Annotated in this window: 14 protein-coding genes and 1 pseudogene; 10 read left to right on the top strand and 5 right to left on the bottom strand. The window is 65.7% G+C overall.

What is annotated here, in order from left to right; genetic code table 11:
• Positions 1-149 precede the first annotated feature (149 nt).
• The 3 genes from BEK68_RS03235 to alaS form a co-directional block, all read right to left on the bottom strand.
• Positions 150-1199 (bottom strand): purine-nucleoside phosphorylase, encoded by a 1050-nt coding sequence (locus BEK68_RS03235; protein ID WP_012435116.1) that lies wholly within the window; start codon positions 1197-1199, stop codon positions 150-152.
• The gene (locus tag BEK68_RS03230) at positions 1196-2311 is read right to left on the bottom strand and encodes a purine-nucleoside phosphorylase (RefSeq protein ID WP_012435115.1); all 1116 of its coding nucleotides are present in this window, start codon (positions 2309-2311) and stop codon (positions 1196-1198) included. Before BEK68_RS03230 ends, BEK68_RS03235 begins: the two co-directional genes overlap by 4 nt.
• A gap of 453 nt (positions 2312-2764) precedes the next feature.
• Complete coding sequence (gene alaS, locus BEK68_RS03225) at positions 2765-5407, bottom strand: alanine--tRNA ligase (RefSeq protein ID WP_024541755.1); 2643 nt, start codon at positions 5405-5407, stop codon at positions 2765-2767.
• A gap of 182 nt (positions 5408-5589) precedes the next feature.
• Between alaS and BEK68_RS03220 the strand changes: the two genes are divergently transcribed.
• The 10 genes from BEK68_RS03220 (at position 5590) to BEK68_RS03175 (ending at position 14942) form a co-directional block, all read left to right on the top strand.
• Positions 5590-6810 carry a CaiB/BaiF CoA transferase family protein gene (locus BEK68_RS03220; RefSeq protein ID WP_012435113.1) on the top strand — a complete coding sequence of 407 codons (1221 nt, stop codon included), beginning with the start codon at positions 5590-5592 and terminating at the stop codon, positions 6808-6810.
• Positions 6811-6855: 45 nt separating this feature from the next.
• Positions 6856-7308 (top strand): DUF2214 family protein, encoded by a 453-nt coding sequence (locus BEK68_RS03215; RefSeq protein WP_012435112.1) that lies wholly within the window; start codon positions 6856-6858, stop codon positions 7306-7308.
• Positions 7309-7605: 297 nt separating this feature from the next.
• Positions 7606-8028 carry a tripartite tricarboxylate transporter TctB family protein gene (locus tag BEK68_RS03210; protein WP_249262895.1) on the top strand — a complete coding sequence of 141 codons (423 nt, stop codon included), beginning with the start codon at positions 7606-7608 and terminating at the stop codon, positions 8026-8028.
• A 19-nt stretch (positions 8029-8047) separates the two neighbouring features.
• A complete protein-coding gene (locus tag BEK68_RS03205; protein ID WP_004629402.1) occupies positions 8048-9550 on the top strand; it encodes a tripartite tricarboxylate transporter permease in 1503 nt (500 codons plus the stop codon).
• A 190-nt stretch (positions 9551-9740) separates the two neighbouring features.
• A complete protein-coding gene (locus BEK68_RS03200) occupies positions 9741-10739 on the top strand; it encodes a lipase family alpha/beta hydrolase (protein ID WP_012435110.1) in 999 nt (332 codons plus the stop codon).
• Positions 10740-10799: 60 nt separating this feature from the next.
• Complete coding sequence (locus tag BEK68_RS03195) at positions 10800-11822, top strand: lipase secretion chaperone (protein WP_249262890.1); 1023 nt, start codon at positions 10800-10802, stop codon at positions 11820-11822.
• Positions 11823-11884: 62 nt separating this feature from the next.
• Complete coding sequence (locus BEK68_RS03190; protein WP_012435108.1) at positions 11885-13615, top strand: glutamine--tRNA ligase/YqeY domain fusion protein; 1731 nt, start codon at positions 11885-11887, stop codon at positions 13613-13615.
• Between the two features lie 44 nt (positions 13616-13659).
• Positions 13660-14223 (top strand): YceI family protein, encoded by a 564-nt coding sequence (locus BEK68_RS03185; protein WP_012435107.1) that lies wholly within the window; start codon positions 13660-13662, stop codon positions 14221-14223.
• 26 nt (positions 14224-14249) lie between these two features.
• A complete protein-coding gene (locus tag BEK68_RS03180; RefSeq protein WP_012435106.1) occupies positions 14250-14471 on the top strand; it encodes an RNA-binding S4 domain-containing protein in 222 nt (73 codons plus the stop codon).
• Positions 14472-14558: 87 nt separating this feature from the next.
• Positions 14559-14942: an MAPEG family protein gene (locus BEK68_RS03175; RefSeq protein WP_012435105.1), complete on the top strand. Its 384-nt coding sequence runs from the start codon at positions 14559-14561 to the stop codon at positions 14940-14942.
• Positions 14943-15004: 62 nt separating this feature from the next.
• Here BEK68_RS03175 and BEK68_RS03170 read toward each other — a convergent pair whose 3' ends face one another.
• The gene (locus BEK68_RS03170; protein WP_012435104.1) at positions 15005-16327 is read right to left on the bottom strand and encodes a DUF3999 domain-containing protein; all 1323 of its coding nucleotides are present in this window, start codon (positions 16325-16327) and stop codon (positions 15005-15007) included.
• Positions 16324-19044: pseudogene (locus BEK68_RS03165) on the bottom strand (DUF2339 domain-containing protein); the annotation flags it as partial. The gene BEK68_RS03170 and the pseudogene BEK68_RS03165, both read right to left, overlap by 4 nt.

Below are 19044 nucleotides of genomic sequence, written 5' to 3'. Positions count from 1 at the left end.
CACGCGGCGCGTCGATCCGTTGGCTGGCAGGTGGAAACCCGCTGGCTCGCCCGGCTGGAGCGATGGTCAGCGGTTGAGCATTCGCCCTAGCCTTCCATCAAATGAGAATGATTCGTATTATATAGATTGAAATGTGATGTCAGCAAGTGTTAATTCGCCGGCACCCCCTGTTTCCACTGGGGCCAGTGTTGCACGATGTCGTCCAACAACGGCTTGGCCGCATTGACGAGATTGTGCGTGGCCGGCACGAAACCACCCTGCTGCGCAAAGTTGATGAGCCCGTCGGAGGCGCTCTGGCCGTCGTACGGCCGGTCGAAGTCGGACCCGGCACGCAGCAGGGCCACGCGGCTGAAGTCGACCTTGCCGGCACGGGCGCCGCGCGTCAGGACTTCCAGCGTGGCGTTGTCTTCTTGCGCCGTCGTGCAGTAGGTGCCCTTGTTGTCGGTCATCGTCTTCACCCAATCACGCGCGCGCTGGCCCAAGTTGCGGCCGGCCCACCAGGTATCGGCGGAGGCCACGTCGCATTGGATGACGGCGGGTGGCTGGTTGGCCGGCGCATACGCATAGTTTTTGCGGAAGGCGATGGCCTCTGGGCTGTCTTCCAGCGTCGCCGATTTCGACAGCGTGTACGCCTTCTGCAGCAGCGTCTCGTTGAGCTGGAACACCTCGGTGCGGTAGTCCATCGGCGGCTTCTGGCCGGGGCCCTTGGTGCCGATGCCGAAGTAGCCGTACGGCCAGCCGGCCGGCATCTCGCGCGCATCGATCTCGTGCGAGAGACCGTAATCGACCGCATACCGCGCCCACGCCGCCGAGCCCACCGTCCCCTGCCCCGGATCGATGCCCGCAATGCCGGCAATCACAAAGTAGGTGTGCGAGAGGTCCAGCTTGCTGCGATAGAGCAACGCAGAAATCGTCGACGCCGCATTCGCATACCCCATGCCCGTGGTGACCTGGCAGATGCCGTCGTAGTTGCACAGCATGTTCGGCGCATCGGGCGACAGGCCGGAGATATAGACCTTCTCCTTCAGATCGTAACGGTCGATAAAGGGTTGGGCTTCGCCCTGGAACATGTTGATGACGATGACTTTCACTCCGTCATACGCGCAGCTGTTCAAGGTCAGCGCTGCGGCACCGACGGCGCAGAGCTTCGCGATCGCACGCAAACGCGGCATGGGCATCTTGAGTCGGGAATCGATCATGGCGAGGGCACTCCGTGTTTCCACACGCTCCAGCGCGTGACGATCTCGTTGACCAGCGGGCCGCCCGCCAGATACAGGTTGTTGAGCGACGGCACGAACCCGCCCGAGTTGCTGTTGACCAGCGAGTCGTACGGCGTCTGCCCCGGATACGGCCTATCGAAGTTGGACGCGGTGCGCAGCACGGCCACACGCTGCAGGTCGAGCAGGCCTGCCTTGGAGCCGCGCGTGAGCGCCTCGAACGTGGCGTTGTCTTCCTGCTGCGTGGTGCAGTACGTGCCCTGCCCGTCCGTCAGCAGCTTGACCCAGGCTGCTTCGCGCTCGCCCAGCTTGGCGCCGTGCCAGTATGTGTTGCCGGCAGCGGTGTCGCATTGCACGACGGAAGGCGGCTGGTTGGCCGGTGCACTCGGGTAGTTGGCGCGATAGGCGCGCGCGGTGGCGTTGTCGTCCAACACCGCGCCCTTGGAGAGCGCCAGCGCCTTCTGCAGCAGCGCCTCGTTCACGCGAAAGACTTCGGTCTTGTAATCCAGCGGCGGCTTCTGTCCGGGGCCCTGCGTGTTGATGCCGATGAAGCCGCCGGGCCAGTTGGCGGGCACCTCGCGCGCATCGATCTCCCACGCAATGTCGCTGTCGACGAGGAAGCGCGCCCACGCAGCGCTGCCGAGCGTGCCCTGCGAAGGATCGATCCCCGCAATGCCAGCCACAAGGAAGTACGTGCGCTGCAGATCGAACTTGCCGCTGTAGATCAGCGCCGAGACCGACGACGCGGCATTCGCCTTGCCCATGCCCGTGGTGAGCTGGCAGACGTCGCTGGCGTTGCAATGCACGTTCGGATAGTCGATGGACAGGCCCGGCACCGGCACGTCTTGCGTGAGGCCAAGCTTGTCGATCCACGGCTGCGCCTCGGGCGCGAACATGCTGATGATGAGCACCTTGACCTTGCGCGCGTGCGACTCCGGTGCGAGTTGCGCACCCGGCTGCGTCGACGCGCCAACGCCCGCCGCCAGCAATGCGCCAACCGCGACGGCATGGGCCAATCGTTTGCCTTTGCGCCCGAGCAGCCGGTGCGGCGGCTGCGGTGGCGGGGCGTCAACCTTGTCAGATAGGACGCTCATGGTTCTCCTCGGATTTTGGGGATAGGGATGGGATCAACCCGCGCTGTGGGGAACAGCGCGCGCCACCGATGCAAATTGCCTGCCAGGGGGCACACAATCTCTACGCAATCGGCAACGTGTTCCGGTATAGGCCATGGCTGGGCCTGTCTCCAGCCGGGCGACATTCCCCGCTTGTTCTCATGGCGCAGACAAGCCCCAACGGAGGGCGCGCTGTGCCCCGAAAGTCGCGCGGCCTGCCCCACGGAAATCCGTTGCTCAGGTTTGTGAGGCGCCGCTCAGGTTCTCCGAGTGGACCCAGTTCTGGTCGGGCGCCGCCATGGCGACCGAAATGAGCGCCTGCGCGTCTTCCTGCTGGACACCACGCCACCGCCCTGATCGCCTCCAAACAAAACGGCGCGCGCCCCGTTGCCGGGAGCGCGCGCCGTCTAGCGCATTCTTGTCGAACGCGTTACATCAAACCTTCTGCTGCACCCACGCTGCCACGCCGGCCAGCGCCTGCGGCAGGTTGTCCGGCTCCGTGCCGCCGGCCTGGGCCATGTCCGGGCGGCCGCCGCCCTTGCCGCCGACTTGCTGGGCGACAAAGTTGACCAGCTCGCCCGCCTTGACCTTGGCCGTGGCGTCAGCCGTCACGCCCGCAATCAGCGCAACCTTGCCGTCGCTCACGCTGCCCAGCACGATGGCTGCGGTCTGCAGTTTGTCCTTGAGCTTGTCCATGGTCTCGCGCAGCGTCTTGGCATCGGCGCCGTCCAGCTTGGCAGCCAGCACCTTGATGCCGGCAACGTCCACGGCCTGGCTCACAAGTTCGTCGCCCTGGCTGGCGGCCAGCTTCGACTTCAGGCGCTCCAGTTCCTTCTCGAGCGTCTTGACCTGGTCCTGCACCTGCACGATGCGCGACGTCAGTTCCGACGGCTGCGCACGCAGCGCGGCAGCCGCTTCGTTGATGCGTGTATCGAGCGTCTGCAGGTAATGCAGCACGTTGTCGCCAGTGATGGCTTCCACACGGCGAATCCCCGCCGCCACGCCCGACTCGCTCACGATCTTGAACAGGCCGATGTCGCCCGTGCGCGCCACGTGCGTGCCGCCACACAGTTCCTTCGACGAACCGATCGACAGCACGCGCACTTCGTCGCCGTACTTCTCGCCGAAGAGGGCCATTGCGCCATTCTTGACTGCGTCGTCAAAGCCCATGAGCTGGGCGTTCGTCGCGGCGTTGGCAAAAATTTCTGCGTTGACACGCGCTTCCACTTCGCGAATCTGCAGCGGCGTCATCGGTGCGTTGTGCGAGAAGTCGAAGCGGGTTTTTTCTGCATCCACCAGCGAGCCCTTCTGCTGCACGTGGCTGCCCAGCACTTCGCGCAGGGCCTTGTGCATCAGGTGGGTGGCCGAGTGGTTGCGCATGGTGCGCGCGCGGCGCACTGCGTCCACCTCCGCCGCCACGGCATCGCCAACCTTCAGCACGCCGGTGCGCAGCTCGCCGTGGTGGCCGAACACGTCCGGCTGCACCTTGAGCGTGTCGACCACATCAAACCAGACGGTCGCAGCCTTGAGCGTGCCCTGGTCGCCAACCTGGCCGCCCGATTCCGCATAGAACGGGGTGTGGTCCAGCACCACCACGCCGGTCTGGCCCGGGTGCATTTCCTGCACCGATGCGCCATCCACAAACAGCGCCGTCACCCGCGCGGTTTCGCGCACGAGCTGCTCGTAGCCGTGGAACGTTGTCTTGTCCCCGGTGTAGTCGAGCGTGCCGGCGGCCATCTTGAACTTGCCGGCCGCGCGTGCCTGCTCGCGCTGGCGGTTCATGGCGGCGTCAAAGGCCGCTTCGTCGACGATCACGTCGTTCTCGCGGCAGACGTCTTGCGTCAGGTCCAGCGGGAAACCGTAGGTGTCGTGCAGCTTGAAGGCCAGTTCGCCGTCGAGCATCTTGGCACCCGAGGTCTTCAGCTCGCCCAGCGCGGCGTCGAGGATCGACATGCCGTGCTCGATGGTCTCGAAGAAGCGCGCCTCTTCCGTACGCAGCACTTCGACCACACGGTCGCGCGCCTCGCGCAACTCCGGATAGGCCTCGCCCATCTGCGCGACGAGGTCGTCCACGAGCTTGTGGAAGAACGCTGCGCGGCAGCCGAGCTTGTAACCGTGGCGGATGGCGCGGCGGATGATCCGGCGCAGCACATAGCCACGGCCCTCATTGCCCGGGATCACGCCGTCGACGATCAGGAACGAGCATGCGCGGATGTGGTCGGCAATCACGCGCAGCGAGTTGTTGGCCAGATCCTTGGTGTTCGTCTCGCGCGCGGCGGCAGCGATGAGCGCCTGGAACAGGTCGATCTCGTAGTTGCTGTGCACGTGCTGCAGGATGGCAGCCAGGCGTTCCATGCCCATGCCGGTGTCGACGCACGGTGCGGGCAGCGGGGTCAGCGTGTATTCGCCGGTCGCCGGATCGAGCTGGCGATCGAACTGCATGAACACGTTGTTCCAGATTTCGATGTAGCGGTCGCCGTCGGCTTCCGGGCTTCCCGGGGGGCCGCCCCAGACGTCGGGGCCATGGTCGTAGAAGATTTCCGAGCACGGGCCGCACGGGCCGGTTTCGGCCATCTGCCAGAAGTTGTCGGAGGCGTATGGCGCGCCCTTGTTGTCGCCAATGCGCACGACGCGCTCGGGCGGCAAGCCGATGACCTTGGTCCAGATGTCGTAAGCCTCGTCGTCGGTCTGGTAGACCGTGGCCCACAGCTTCTCGGCCGGCAGCTTGTATTCCTGCGTCAGCAGCTCCCACGCCCACACGAGTGCGTCGCGCTTGAAGTAGTCGCCGAACGACCAGTTGCCAAGCATTTCGAAGAACGTGTGGTGGCGCGCCGTATAGCCGACGTTTTCCAGGTCGTTGTGCTTGCCGCCGGCGCGCAGGCAGCGCTGCACGGAGGCCGCACGCACGTACGGGCGCTTGTCGGTACCGAGGAAGACGTCCTTGAACTGCACCATGCCGGAGTTGGTGAACAGCAGCGTCGGGTCGTTGCCCGGCACCAGCGGCGAAGAGCGCACCACGGTGTGGCCCTTGCCCTCAAAGAACGTCAGGAATTTTTGGCGGATATCGGAGGCTTTCATGTCGCGGGGTGCCGGAGTCAGCATGGCGCCTGGGGCAACCGCCCGGCGCATCTTGGATCAGTGCAAACCATTGATTATACGGGGTTGCTAATGTGTTAGCGCCCATTCGTCGCATGGGGCTGGGGGTACCCCGGAGCGTGGTGTAGAGTGCACCCGTTCCAATCGTGTCGATTCGTCAATCCATGGGCGCTCTGAGCCATCTCCGTGTTCTCGACCTGACCCGCGTACTTGCCGGCCCCTGGTGCGCACAGAACCTCGCCGATTTCGGCGCCGACGTCATCAAGGTGGAGCGTCCGGGCGCCGGCGACGACACGCGCACCTGGGGCCCGCCGTGGCTCAAGGACGAAGCCGGCCAGGACACCGCCGAGGCCGCCTACTACCTGGCCGCCAACCGCAACAAGCGCTCGATCACGGTCGACATCAGCACGCCCGAGGGCCAGGACATCGTCCGCCAGCTCGCCGCGCACGCCGATGTGGTGCTCGAGAACTACAAGGTCGGCCAGCTCGCGAAATACGGGCTCGACTACGCATCGATCAAGGCCGTGAAGCCAGACGTCGTCTACTGCTCCATCACGGGCTTCGGCCAGACCGGTCCTTACGCCGCCCGCGCCGGCTATGACTTCATCGTGCAAGGCATGGGCGGCTTCATGAGCCTGACCGGCGAGCGCGACGACCTGCCCGGCGGCGGCCCGCAAAAGGCCGGCGTGGCCATCTCGGATTTGATGACCGGCATGTACGCCACCGTGGCCGTGCTCGCCGCGCTCGCGCACCGGGACCGCACGGGCGAAGGCCAGTACATCGACATGGCGTTGCTCGACGTGCAGGTCGCCATGCTGGCCAACATGAACACCAACTACCTCGCCAGCGGCCAGGCGCCCAAGCGCTGGGGCAATGCGCATCCGAACATCGTGCCGTATCAGACGTTCCAGGCGGCCAACGGCTGGATCATCGTGGCAGTCGGCAACGACGGGCAGTTCCGGCGCTTTGTGGATGCGGGCGGCATGCCCGAGCTGGCCGACGACCCGCGCTTTGCCACCAACCCGCAGCGCGTGGCCAACCGGGACGTGCTGGTGCCGATCCTGGCCGAGATGGTCAAGCGCTTGAGCAAAGGCGAATGGATCGACAAGCTCGAAGCCGCCGGTGTGCCGTGCGGCCCGATCAATTCGCTCGACGAGGTGTTCAACAACGAGCAGGTGCAGGCGCGCGGCCTGCGCGTCGACCTGCCTCACCCCAGCGCCGGCACCGTCAAGCTTGTCGGCAGCCCCGTCAAGATGAGCGCCACGCCGCCCAAGGCCGCGAGCCACCCGCCGCTGCTGGGCGAACACACCGAGGCTGTGCTGCGCGACGTGCTGAACCTGAACAGGGAGCAGATCGAAACGCTGCGCGCGCGCGGCGTGATCTGAGCCCTGCAATCCACGCCAACCCTTCCCCACCCTGATGAGGTCAACATGTGGCTTGATGCGTTGCTGGCTTACCTGCATTACATCTCGATCTTCACGCTGATCGTTTTTCTCACCGCCGAGGCCGTGGTGCTGCGCCCGGACATGACGCCCGAGATCCGCAAGCGCCTGGCACGTTATGACGCCGTGTTCGGCTTTGCTGCACTCGCGGTGCTGATCACGGGGTTGCTGCGCGTGTTCTACGGCGCCAAGGGCTACGCGTTCTATGTCCACAACCCGGTATTCCACGTCAAGGTGGGCCTGTTCATTCTCGTGGGGCTGATGTCGATTGTTCCGACCATCAACATCCTGCGCTGGAAGAAGCAGGGCAAGACGCTGCCCGACTTCGTGCCCACGCCGTCGGAGATTGCCAAGACGCGCCGCTGGGTCATGGTCGAGTCGCACCTGATCATCTTCATTCCGCTGGCGGCCGTGCTGATGGCGCGCGGTATCGGCATGTAATTGCACCGGGGGACGCGCAACCCGCGTGGTGCGGCCCCAATGTTGCTCAGGGCAACGCTAGGGACAAACCCTGAACCGTTTGCCCGGGGCGCCGCGCCGGCTCATGAAGCGGCATGCCCTCCCCTCCGCAAGCTGCTTGAAAGCCGGTCTGCTTAGCGTGCAAACTTGGTCGCCTTACCAGGCATAAGGCGGCCCGCCTAACCCGCGCGGCACGCCATCCCGAGGAGACCAGACTTGCAGAACGATCCACGAGGTCGTCCGGTGATCCGCAGTCACCAGGACTTTGCATCCGGCGTCATGTTCATCGTCGCCGGTGCGGCGTTTGCCATTCTGGCGCGCAGCTACCGCATGGGCACCGCCAGCAGCATGGGCCCGGGCTACTTCCCGTTCTGGCTGGGCGTGGTGCTTGTGCTGCTGGGCGTGGTGGTGGTCGTGCAATCGCTGTCGAGCAAGGGCGTGGTCGACCGCATTCCGCGTTGGGACGTCAAAACGCTGCTGTGGGTTCTCGGCTCCGTGGTGCTGTTCGGGCTGCTGCTGCAACCGCTTGGGCTGGTGCTCTCGCTTGTGGTGCTCGTGCTGGTCTCCAGCATGGCCAGCCACGAGTTCACGCTCAAGGGTGCGGCCGGTACCGCCATCGTGATGGTGGTGATGAGCCTCGCGGCGTTTGTCTATGGGCTCAAGCTGCAGTTCCCGGTGTGGCCCGCCTTCATCGGCAATTGAGCGCGAGGCACACGACACCATGGACCTCTTTGCCAACCTCGCGCTCGGCTTTTCGACCGCGCTTTCCATCCAGAACCTGATCTACGCGTTCATCGGCTGCGTGCTCGGTACGCTGATCGGCGTGCTGCCGGGCCTGGGCCCCATCGCCACGATTGCGATGCTGCTGCCGGCCACGTACGCGCTGCCGCCGGTGGCCGCGCTGATCATGCTGGCCGGCATCTACTACGGTGCGCAGTACGGCGGTTCCACCACGGCCATCCTCGTCAATCTGCCGGGCGAATCATCTTCGGTGGTGACCACCATCGATGGCTACCAGATGGCGCGGCGCGGGCGCGCGGGCGTGGCGCTCGCCACCGCGGGCTTGGGCTCGTTCTTCGCAGGCTGCGTGGCCACGCTGGTCCTGGCGGCATTTGCCACGCCGCTGTCGGAATTCGCGTTCAACTTCGGGCCGGCGGAGTATTTCTCGCTGATGGTGCTGGGGCTGATCGGCGCGGTGGTGCTGGCGTCGGGCTCGCTCATCAAGGCGATTGCGATGATCGTCCTGGGCCTGCTGCTGGGCCTGGTCGGCACCGATGTTAACTCGGGCACCGCGCGTTATTCGTTCGACGTGCCGGAACTGGCCGACGGGCTGAACTTCGTGTCGGTGGCGATGGGCGTGTTTGGCTTTGCCGAGATCATCGCCAACCTCGAACAGAAGGAGCATCGTGAAACCTTTGTCGAGCACGTGCGTAACCTCTGGCCCAGCCGCGAAGATTTCAAGCGCATGATCCCGGCCGTACTGCGCGGCACGGCGCTGGGCTCGCTCCTGGGCATCCTGCCGGGCGGCGGCGCGACGCTGGCATCGTTCGCGTCGTACTCGCTGGAGAAGAAGACCTCGAAGTATTCGAGCGAATTCGGCAAGGGCGCCATCGAGGGCGTGGCCGGCCCCGAATCGGCCAACAACGCCGCAGCGCAGACGTCGTTCATTCCGCTGCTCACGCTCGGCATTCCGCCCAACGCCGTGATGGCGCTGATGGTCGGCGCGATGACCATCCACAACATCCAGCCCGGCCCGCAGGTGATGACGAGCAACCCGGCGCTGTTCTGGGGCCTCATCGCCTCGATGTGGATCGGCAACCTGATGCTGATCGTGTTGAACCTGCCAATGATCGGCGTGTGGGTGCGCCTGTTGAAAGTGCCGTATCGCTTTCTGTATCCGGCCATCCTGGTGTTCTGCTGCATCGGCGTGTATTCGGTGTCGAACACGACGTTCGATATCTTCCAGACCGCGCTCTTCGGCTTGATCGGCTACATGTTCGTCAAGCTGCGCTGCGAACCGGCGCCCATGCTGCTCGGCTTCGTGCTTGGGCCGATGATGGAAGAGAACTTCCGCCGCGCGCTGCTGCTCTCGCGCGGGGATTTCTCCACTTTCGTTACGCGGCCGCTGTCGATGGGGCTGCTGATTGCAGCGGGCATCCTGGTTTTGCTGGTGGCGCTGCCCGTCATCAACAGAAAGCGCGAGGAAGCGTTTCAAGAAGAGTAAGAAAGCGACGTTGCTGCATCGCACCCTACGAAGCCGGAGGCCCGCCCTCCGGTTTTTATTTGCGCACGCGGCGGCGCAGCATTAGAGCCAGACCTCCACTTCAGTTGACGTCGGACACGGCGCTTCGGATAACGGAGGGCGATCGGCCCAAAGAGGTCGACCACCCATCCAATGTCCAGGAGACAACCGAATGTCACAGACTTCCCTGCTCCATGCTGTGTATGGATCAGCGCGCAGCTTCCTGCGCACGCACGCTGCAGCCGCCGTCTTGGCCGCATCCGCCCTCAGCTTGGGTGCCGTCGCGCCGGCGCAGGCCGCCAGCACCTATGCCGCGACGAAGTATCCGATCGTGTTGGTGCATGGCCTGTCGGGCACCAGCAAGTTTCTCGGCGTGGTCGATTACTGGTACCAGATCCCCGAAGACCTGCGCGCCAATGGGGCTAACGTCTACGTGGCCGATGTGTCCGCCTTCAACGATGAAACCGTGCGCGGAGAACAGCTCGTCAGTCAGATCCGCAGCGTGCTTGCCGCCACGGGCGCCGCCAAGGTCAACCTCATTGGTCACAGCCAGGGCGGCCTGACCTCGCGCTATGCGGCGGCAGTGGTGCCGAACCTCGTGGCCTCCGTCACCACCATTGGCACGCCCCACAAAGGGTCGGAGTTTGCGGACTTTGTGGAATCGACACCGGCCCCGTTCCAGGCGCTCGTGAACCTCGGTGCCGACGTATTCGGCTCGGTGCTCGGCTGGTTCAACGGCAACAGCAATCCGCAGAACGGCTTTGCGGCGCTGCATATCCTGTCGACGTCGGGCGCGGCCGATTTCAACAAGGCATTCCCGAGTGCGGGCCTGGCCAGCGGGTGCAACACCGGCAGCGCCACCGACGAGCGCAACGGTAACGTGCAAAAGCTGTATTCCTGGACAGGCCGCTCCACCGCCACCAACCTCCTCGACCTGTTTGATCCGGTGCTGGTCTTCAGCGGCGGCGTCATGCAGGCGCGTGGCTCGGGGACGAACGATGGGCTCGTCTCCGTGTGCAGCGCGAAGTTCGGCCAGGTCTTGTCGACGGATTACGCGTGGAATCACCTGGATGAGGTCAACCAGCTGCTCGGTCTGATCGGTTGGAGCGCGGCCGACCCGGTTGCGGTGATCCGCACGCAGGCCAATCGACTGAAGACTGCAGGCCTCTGACCCTCGAATTGCCTAACGCCGATTGCCACGATGAAGCCCCTGTCGCCATCGATACAACCTATGACGTTTGTTGTTGCCGTACTGGTGGCGGTATCGGTCGCGGGCGGGGTCTACTGGTGGCACACGTCGGACGCACCTGACACGCCTGTGGCTTCGCAGCCGCAGGCAGCCAAGGGGGCATTCATCGGCAGTGCGGGCGGCGAACCGTCGACGACGGGCGCGCCGGCACCCGAGCTGGCCGACACACAGGCGCCGGACGGGCTCCAGGTGGATGCGCGCGGCCACCTCATCGTCGAAGCCGCCAATCGCGCGGTGTTGGACTACTTCCTCGACGTGCCCGCGTCGCTGCCCGAAGCCCAGCGGGTGTCGATGGCGGAGGCGCATCTGCGCGCCAAGCTGATCACGCCGGCGCTGGCGGAGGCGCAATCGCTGCTCCAGCGCTACCTGGCCTATCGCAAGGCGGCGGCTCAAAGCGGCGCCACCAGCCGCAACAAGCCGAGCCTCGAACAGGTCCAGCAGCGCCCGGAGTTAATCGCCACGCTCCGCCAGCAGTTGAGCGACCGCTCCGCGCTGCGCCGCCAATACCTGGGCGCAGACGTCGCCCAAGCCTGGTACGGCGATGACGACGCAATGGACGCCGCCGCCATCGACCGCGTCGCCGTAATGGCCGACCCGTCGCTCACGCAGGAACAGCGCGCGGCCAGGATCGCCGCCATCGATGCCAGCCTGCCGGCCTCGGTCCAACAGGCGCGCCGCGACGCCTCCGCCCCGCTCAAGCTCGCCGCCGACATGGAAACCTGGACAAAGCAGGGCATGAGCGAAGCCGAGATGCGCCAGCGCCTGTCGGCCCGGGGGGTGGACAACTTGGTAGCCGACCGCCTGATCCAGGGCAACCGCGAGGAAGCCGACTGGCACAACCGCTACGACGCCTACACCCGTGAACGCGATCGCATCAACGCCTTTGCCGGCCTGTCGGACGCCGATCGAGCCGCGCAAATCGCACAACTGCGCCAACAGACCTTCACCGCCTCGCATGAGCTGTTGCGCGCACAGGCGCTCGATGGCCTGGCCCAGCGTAGATAGCGTCCCGGGGCGCGGAGCGCCGGGCACGGTAAAATCCCGGGATTGCCGAATCACGCACTCCCATGAGCCAAGACAACGCCACCGCCCCGACGTCCAACTTCCTGCGCCAGATCATTGACGCCGACCTCGCGCAAGGCACCTACGCCGATCGCAAGGACGCCACTGGCCAGCCGATTCCGCCGGTGGTCACGCGCTTTCCGCCGGAACCCAACGGTTACCTGCACATCGGTCACGCCAAGAGCATCTGGGTGAACTTCGGCATGGCCCGCGATTACAACGGCCGCTGCCACCTGCGCTTCGACGACACGAACCCCGTCAAGGAAGACACCGAATACGTCGATTCCATCATCGACGCCGTGCACTGGCTCGGCTATTCGTGGAGCGATGCCGGCGGCGAACACCTCTACTACGCCAGCGACTACTTCGAGCAGCTCTACGGCTTTGCCGAGGTGCTTATCCAGCGCGGCGTGGCCTACGTCGACAGCCAGAGCGCCGAGCAGATCGCCGCCAACCGGGGCGATTTCACCCGCCCGGGCACACTGTCGCCGTTCCGTGACCGCTCGGTGGACGAAAACCTGGCGCTGTTCCGCGACATGCGCGCCGGCAAGTACAAGGACGGCGAGCACGTGCTGCGCGCCAAGATCGACATGGCCGCGCCGAACATCGTGATGCGCGACCCGGTGCTGTACCGCATCCGCCATGCGCATCACCACCGCACCGGCGACGCGTGGTGCATCTACCCGATGTACGACTTCACGCATTGCATTTCCGATGCGCTGGAGAACATCACGCATTCGCTCTGCACGCTGGAGTTCGAGAACAACCGCCCGCTGTATGACTGGGTGCTCGACCACCTGCGTGATGCCGGCGTGCTGGCCGCCCCGCTGCCGCATCAATACGAATTCGCGCGCCTGCACCTGACCTACGCCATCACCAGCAAGCGCAAGCTGCTGCAACTGGTGACGGAAAAGCGCGTCGACGGCTGGGACGACCCGCGCATGCCGACGCTCGTTGGCATCCGCCGCCGTGGCTACACGCCCGAATCGATCCAGCTGTTCTGCGAACGCGTGGGTGTGTCGAAGGCCGACAGCTGGATCGACATGAGCATCCTGGAAGGCGCCGTGCGTGACGACCTCGACGCGCGTGCGCCGCGCTCGGTGGCCGTGCTGGACCCGGTCAAGCTGGTGCTCGACAACGTGCCGGCCGATTTCAACGAGCCGTGCTCCGCACCCGTGCACCCGAAGCAACCCGAACTCGGCCGCCGCGAATTCCCGCTCACGCGTGAGCTGTGGATCGAGCGCGAGGACTTTACCGAGACGCCGCCCAAGGGCTACTTCCGCCTCTTCCCGGGCAACAAGGTGCGCCTGCGCTACGGCTATGTGATCGAATGCACCGGCTGCGACAAGGATGCCGCCGGCAACATCACCGCCGTGCACGCCAACATCATCCCGGACACGAAGAGTGGCACGCCGGGTGCTGACAGCGTGAAGGTGAAGGGCAACATCCACTGGGTGAGCGCCGCACATGCGCTGGAAGCTGAAGTGCGCCTGTACGACCGCCTGTTCAGCGACCCGCAGCCGGATTCGGGCGACAAGAACTTCCTGGATGCGCTCAACCCGAACTCCAAGAAGATCGTCAAGGCCTTCCTGGAGCCGACGCTGGCTACGGCCAAGGCGGAAGACCGCTTCCAGTTCGAGCGCCATGGCTACTTCGTGGCAGACCGCATCGACTCGCAGCCGGGCAAGCCCGTGTTCAACCGCGTGGTCGGCCTGAAGGACAGCTGGGGCAAGTAAGCACAGGCCCATGCGCGCCATGGGCCTCTGATATCGGAGGCATCATGCGTACATGGATCGTATTGCTGGCGGGGTTGTTCACCACCCCCGCCCTCGCCGCGTCATTTGCGCCAGACCTGGCGCACACGTCGGTCTACTTCGGCGCATCGCATTTCGATCGCAGCACGATGCGCGGCCGCTTCGACAAGATCGACGGCGCCATCAACTTCGATGAAGCCACCCACCAGGGCGGCTTCGATTTCACCGTCGACGCCGACTCCATCAACACGCGCCTGCGCGTGCTGGATGGCGTGCTGAAATCGGAGCAGTTTCTCGACGCTGCGAAGTTTCCGGTCATCCGCCTGCGCAGCGACCGCTTTGTCGTGGAAAGCGGCAAGCTTGTCGCCGTCGAGGCCCAGCTGACGCTGCACGGTGTAACGCAGCCTGTGCGGCTAGAGGCGCGGCGCTTCAGTTGCGGCGACGAAAAGATGCCCGGCAGCACGCGCCACGTCTGCGGCGGCGATTTCCACCTCGCCATTGCCCGCAGCGCCTTCGGCATGACGCGTTTCCTGCCCGATGTGGGCGACCGCGTCGACATCGACATCAGCGTGGAAGCCACGCCTCAATAAACTCGCAATCACCCCGCAATCCGTTCATGCCCAATATCGATTTCGCCCTGACCACCGAATACATCGAGCTGCACAAGCTGCTCAAGCTCACCGGCGTGGTCGACAGCGGCGGCGCTGGCAAGGCTGTTGTCGCCGATGGTGCGGTCACGGTCGACGGCCAGCCGGAACTGCGCAAGACCGCCAAGATTCGCGCCGGCCAGGTCGTCATGCTCGGTGACGTGCGCATTGCCGTGCAGGGAATCGACTAACCCATCGACTAGCGCCTCTGGTGTTTGAAAACGCACCTTGTGCTACGGTGCGGCACCATCACACCATCCATTTCCAGGAGACTGACCATGCCGATCGCCCTCTGGTGCGTTCTGGTGGCAGCGGTGTTGCCGATCGTGTGCGTCGGCATCGCCAAAGCCAAAGGCCCGCGGTACGACAACCGCAACCCGCGCGGGTGGCTTGCACAGCAGACCGGCGTAGCGGCCCGTGCCGCCGCCGCACAGCAGAATCACTTTGAAGCGTTTCCGCTCTTTGCGGTGGCCGTGCTGGTGGCCATCCTGGGCGGCGGCGTCATCGACCGCATCAACCTGCTGGCCATCGCATTTATCGTGGTGCGCGTGCTGTACACGGTGTGCTATCTCGCCAACTGGGCACCGCTGCGTTCGCTGATGTGGTTTGCGGGCTTTGCCTTGTGCGTTGCGCTGTTCGTGCAACCGGCCTTTGCGCACTGAACATCCGCTCCGCCAGGAAGAAACGGCGCCCAGGTGGCGCCGTTTTCTTTGGGCAATGCAGATTACGTCGAAGCATCCGGTGGCACCGACGGCGCGCGGAACAACCGCCAAGCCATCCCGCCCAGCACCGCTACCGCGGCCAACAGCGCGCCCCACAGCACCCACTGGCGCTGGCGGCCACCGGGTGGCTCGGCTGTCAGCGCGTCGGCAGGCGAATCGCTCATCGCGCCAAGCTGTGCCTGGGCGATGGCGGGCGACGCACCCGCCAGCAGATCCGCGCGTGCGACCGGGTTGCCGCGCGCCACTTCCGCCACCGCCAGCATGAACGGCACGTTACCGCGCGCCGCATACGTGACCGTGGCCGGCCGCCAGCCGATCGCCAGTTGCGGCGCACCAGCGCCCAGGCCACCGCCGCGCGTGTCGACCTGCAAACGCCAGTAGCGCTCACCCGTGGCGGGCACCGTGATGGCCGCGCTCTCCTGCTCGCCCTTCCCGTCGGCCCCAGCCAGCCGGAACAGGCGGGCAGATGTGACCGGCCGCCAGGGCGCCTGGGCATCGGCCCGCGCATAGAACGTTGCCTGTGCGACGGTGTTGGCTTGCGGCAGACGGATCTTCACACGCTCGACCGGGAACACGCCGCCGGTATCGAACTGGTAATCGCCTGCGGCGGGCGTTTGCACCGGCGCCAGACCCGGGCGCCACTGAATGGCGCTATCCGCCAGTGCCACCGGCACACCGGCAGCCAGCTCTGCACGCACGGCATCCGGCACAGGCGGTTTGCCTTGCCACGTCAGGCGCAGATATTTCGCACGCAGCCCGGTGAACTCGATGCGATCCTGCACCAGCGTGCTGCCCTGATTGGACAGGCGGAACAGCGTGGCCTGGGCAACCGGGCTCCAGTGCTGCAAGTCATCGCTGGCCTGCACGCTCACACCGCTCTGAAATTCGGCGCCGGGCAGCGCAACGATCAGCGCCGTCACCGTGTCACGAAGCTGGCTGAGGTCGACCACCCACGCGCGGACAGACGCTTGCGACAGCTGCGCACCCGTCGCACGCAGCACGCCGTCGGTGCCGAGCACGACACCGGCGGCACCGGGCTTCTGCGCATCGTCGATGGGCGTGGCAAACCAGTGCACGTCGTGCAGCGTGCGCGCCTGCGGCGCCGGATCGCGCGGGATGTCGACGGTGAAGGGCACGGGCTCGCCGTCGCCATTGAGGATGCGCAGGTCGGCCAGATTGGCCTCGCGCGCATGGGCATAGACGTCTTCGCTCAGCGTCACAGCGTAGTACGAGGCGCCGGGCGTACCCGTCAACGCAAAGCGTTCGGCCCAGGCCGGCGCAGACAACAGCGACGCCGCAGCCATCGCAAGAGCAACCTTCTTCACAGAACCTCCCCGGTTTCAGCTCCGGCGCTGGTTTTGGGCTTTGGCGGCAACGGCGACAGATAGCCGATCAACAACAGCAGCACGCCAATCCCGATAAACGACACGATGCGCTCCACACCCGTGACGCGTGACAGGTCGAACAGGAACAGCTTGACCACCGTCACGCCCAGCAGCGCTCCGCCGGTGAACCACAGCGCCCGGCTGGCGCGCCGCGTGGCAAACACCATCACCGCCAACGCCAGCACCGTCCAGAACATCGACAGCGACGCCTGCACCAGCATCGAGGCCCCCAGATCGTCCAGCGTGTACGGAATATGCGTCCAGTGGTGCAGCGTGCGCAGCAGCACCGCGTTGGCCCAGATGAACAGCGTCGCGCCGATGGCGTAGCCGATGACCATCGGCTCAGGCACGAGCTTGCGCAGCGCCACGCGGCGCATCCACAGCGCGATGGCAAGGAAAACCAGCAGTTGCGCCACGTCCAGCGGATTGAGAATCGGCAGGTAGAACAGCGGCGCGGCATTGCCTTCGCTGGCGGCGCTCGCCAGGCTCCATAGCCACAGCAGGGCAGCCAGCGGCGCGGCACCCCACAGCAGGTAGGCGCGCTCGAACCGGGCGATCGGCCAGCGAATGCGCCATCCGGCGCCCGCCAGCAGGGCCAGCAACGCGCCATAGGCATAAGCCCAGGCGGCAAAACTCCAGGTGCCCTCGGGAACGTAGGCATCGAGGCGCCAGTAGCCTTCCGTCGCCAGTACGCCGCAGATCAGCCAGAACAGCACGGTATGCAGCGGCGCGAGGATGCGGTCTTTCACGTCGCGTTCCTGGCGGCGCAGCAGCACGAAGGCCAGCACCACGGCCGCAATCCACACCAGCCCGCCCCACCCGGCCAGCGGAGAGGGCACCCAGTGTTCGATCGCAGCCAGCGAAATCAGCGCCAGCACCGGCGACAACGCCAGCGCAGGCCACTCGGCCAGTGCCCAATCGAGCTTGCGGCGCAGGCCGTGTGCAGCCCACGCCGTCAGCACGGCAAAGGCGGCATACAGCGGAATGTCCGGCCGGTCGACGGTCTTGCTGGCGATGCGCCAGGCCCAGCGATCAATCTCGTTGCTGCCGCTGCCGAGCCACCACAGCAAGCCCCACACCGACGCGACAATCCCGAGCACCGGCGCCGCCTTCAGCCAAGCACGCACCTCCGCCTTGCCATGCAGACGCCAGCCGCTGAAGACGCCCGCCAGCGCAATCAATACCCCGCCGATATAGCGGCTGTTGAGCACGGCCCAGCCGCTCTGCGGCGCCCAATCGAACACGGCATCCACGGCGAAGGCGGCGCCCGCCGCAAGTTGCAGGAGCACGCCTGCCGCCAACGCCAGCCGCCGCTGCTGGCGCACGCCCAGCCACACCACAGCGGCCCCTTCCAGCGCCCAGACCGCACTGGTGGTGCGCCCATCGAAAGCCAGCGGGATCGCCAGCGTGATGAAGATCACGCCCAGCGCGAACATCGCCTCGTACAGCAGGCCAAGGCTGGCACGCCTCCGCGCCAGCCAGCCCGCAATCCCCAGATAGAACGCGGCCAGCGCGGTGGCGCTCCACGCCATCGCAAACGGAATGTGGTGCACCAGCCCAGTCTGCAAACCCATTGCCACCAGCGGCGTGCCGAACACCAGCGTGCCGTCAACGTAGTTGGTGAGGCTGACATGGCGGCGCAGCGCGGTCAGCAGCGCAATGCCCACATACATCAGGAAGAAGAGGATCAGGAACGGCTCGGTGCTCGCCAGCAACGATGGCTGATAGCGCAGCACGCCCCACGCCGTGGCAATGCCGAACGTAAAGACAAAGCCGAGCAGATTCAGCGCCCGCCACGCCCGGAACCACGCAATGGCGAAGATGCCTGCGTTGAGCAGTGCGTAATAGCTGAACAGCGCCACGTGGCTGCCCTGTCCAGTCGAGATCAGAATCGGCGCCAGGAATCCGCCCGCGCTGCCGGTAAAGGCAAGCGCCGGCGCGTTCTGCTTGACCGCCAGCCCGGCGGCCAGCGCGCAGATCAGCACCAGCAGCGGAAACGCCATCCCAGGGCTGAGCAACGGCACCACGCGCGTCGCAGCAAACACCGTCAGATAAAGCACGCCGACCCCGCCGCCCTGCAGCACGAGCGCATAGCCCGGACGCTTTTCGCGCAGGCGCCAACCGATGCCGAGCAGCACGATCGCCCCGACCGCCACACCCGCCAGCCGGAACTCAACCGGCAGCAGGCTATTGTCCGCCGCGTACTTGAGCAGGAACGCCACGCCGAAAAAACAGGACCAGAATGCCGACCCGCACCACGCTGTTGCCGCCCAGCAGCCAGTCGCGGGCAGCGCCCACGGCGCGCTCGACCCAATCGGGCTCGTGCGGTGCCAAGACGGGCACGGGCTGAGGAACAGGTTGAGGCGTCGGCTGCGTAACCGCCACCTGCGGCGCCGGCACAGGCGCGGCAAGTGCCTCCACCGCTGGCAACGCCTCTGTCGCGGTCGGCGGCGATTCAACGGCAGAAGCCTCCATATCGGCAGGCGCTGCAAACGTTCCACCCCTGATTTCAGCCAGTTGCCGACGCAGGAGCGAAACCTCATGCTCAAGCCGCGCCACACGCTCCTGCAGCGTCGCGGGCGGCGGCGACACGGCTGCCTGCGCGGCCGCATGGCCCTGCCCCGCGCCGGTTGTGCCCGTGCCGTCGGGCGGATTGG

This window comes from Ralstonia pickettii (assembly GCF_001699815.1).
GTDB classification, from domain to species: domain Bacteria; phylum Pseudomonadota; class Gammaproteobacteria; order Burkholderiales; family Burkholderiaceae; genus Ralstonia; species Ralstonia thomasii.
Note: the sequence above shows the minus strand (reverse complement) of the source record. Positions and strands in the feature narration are given on the sequence as shown.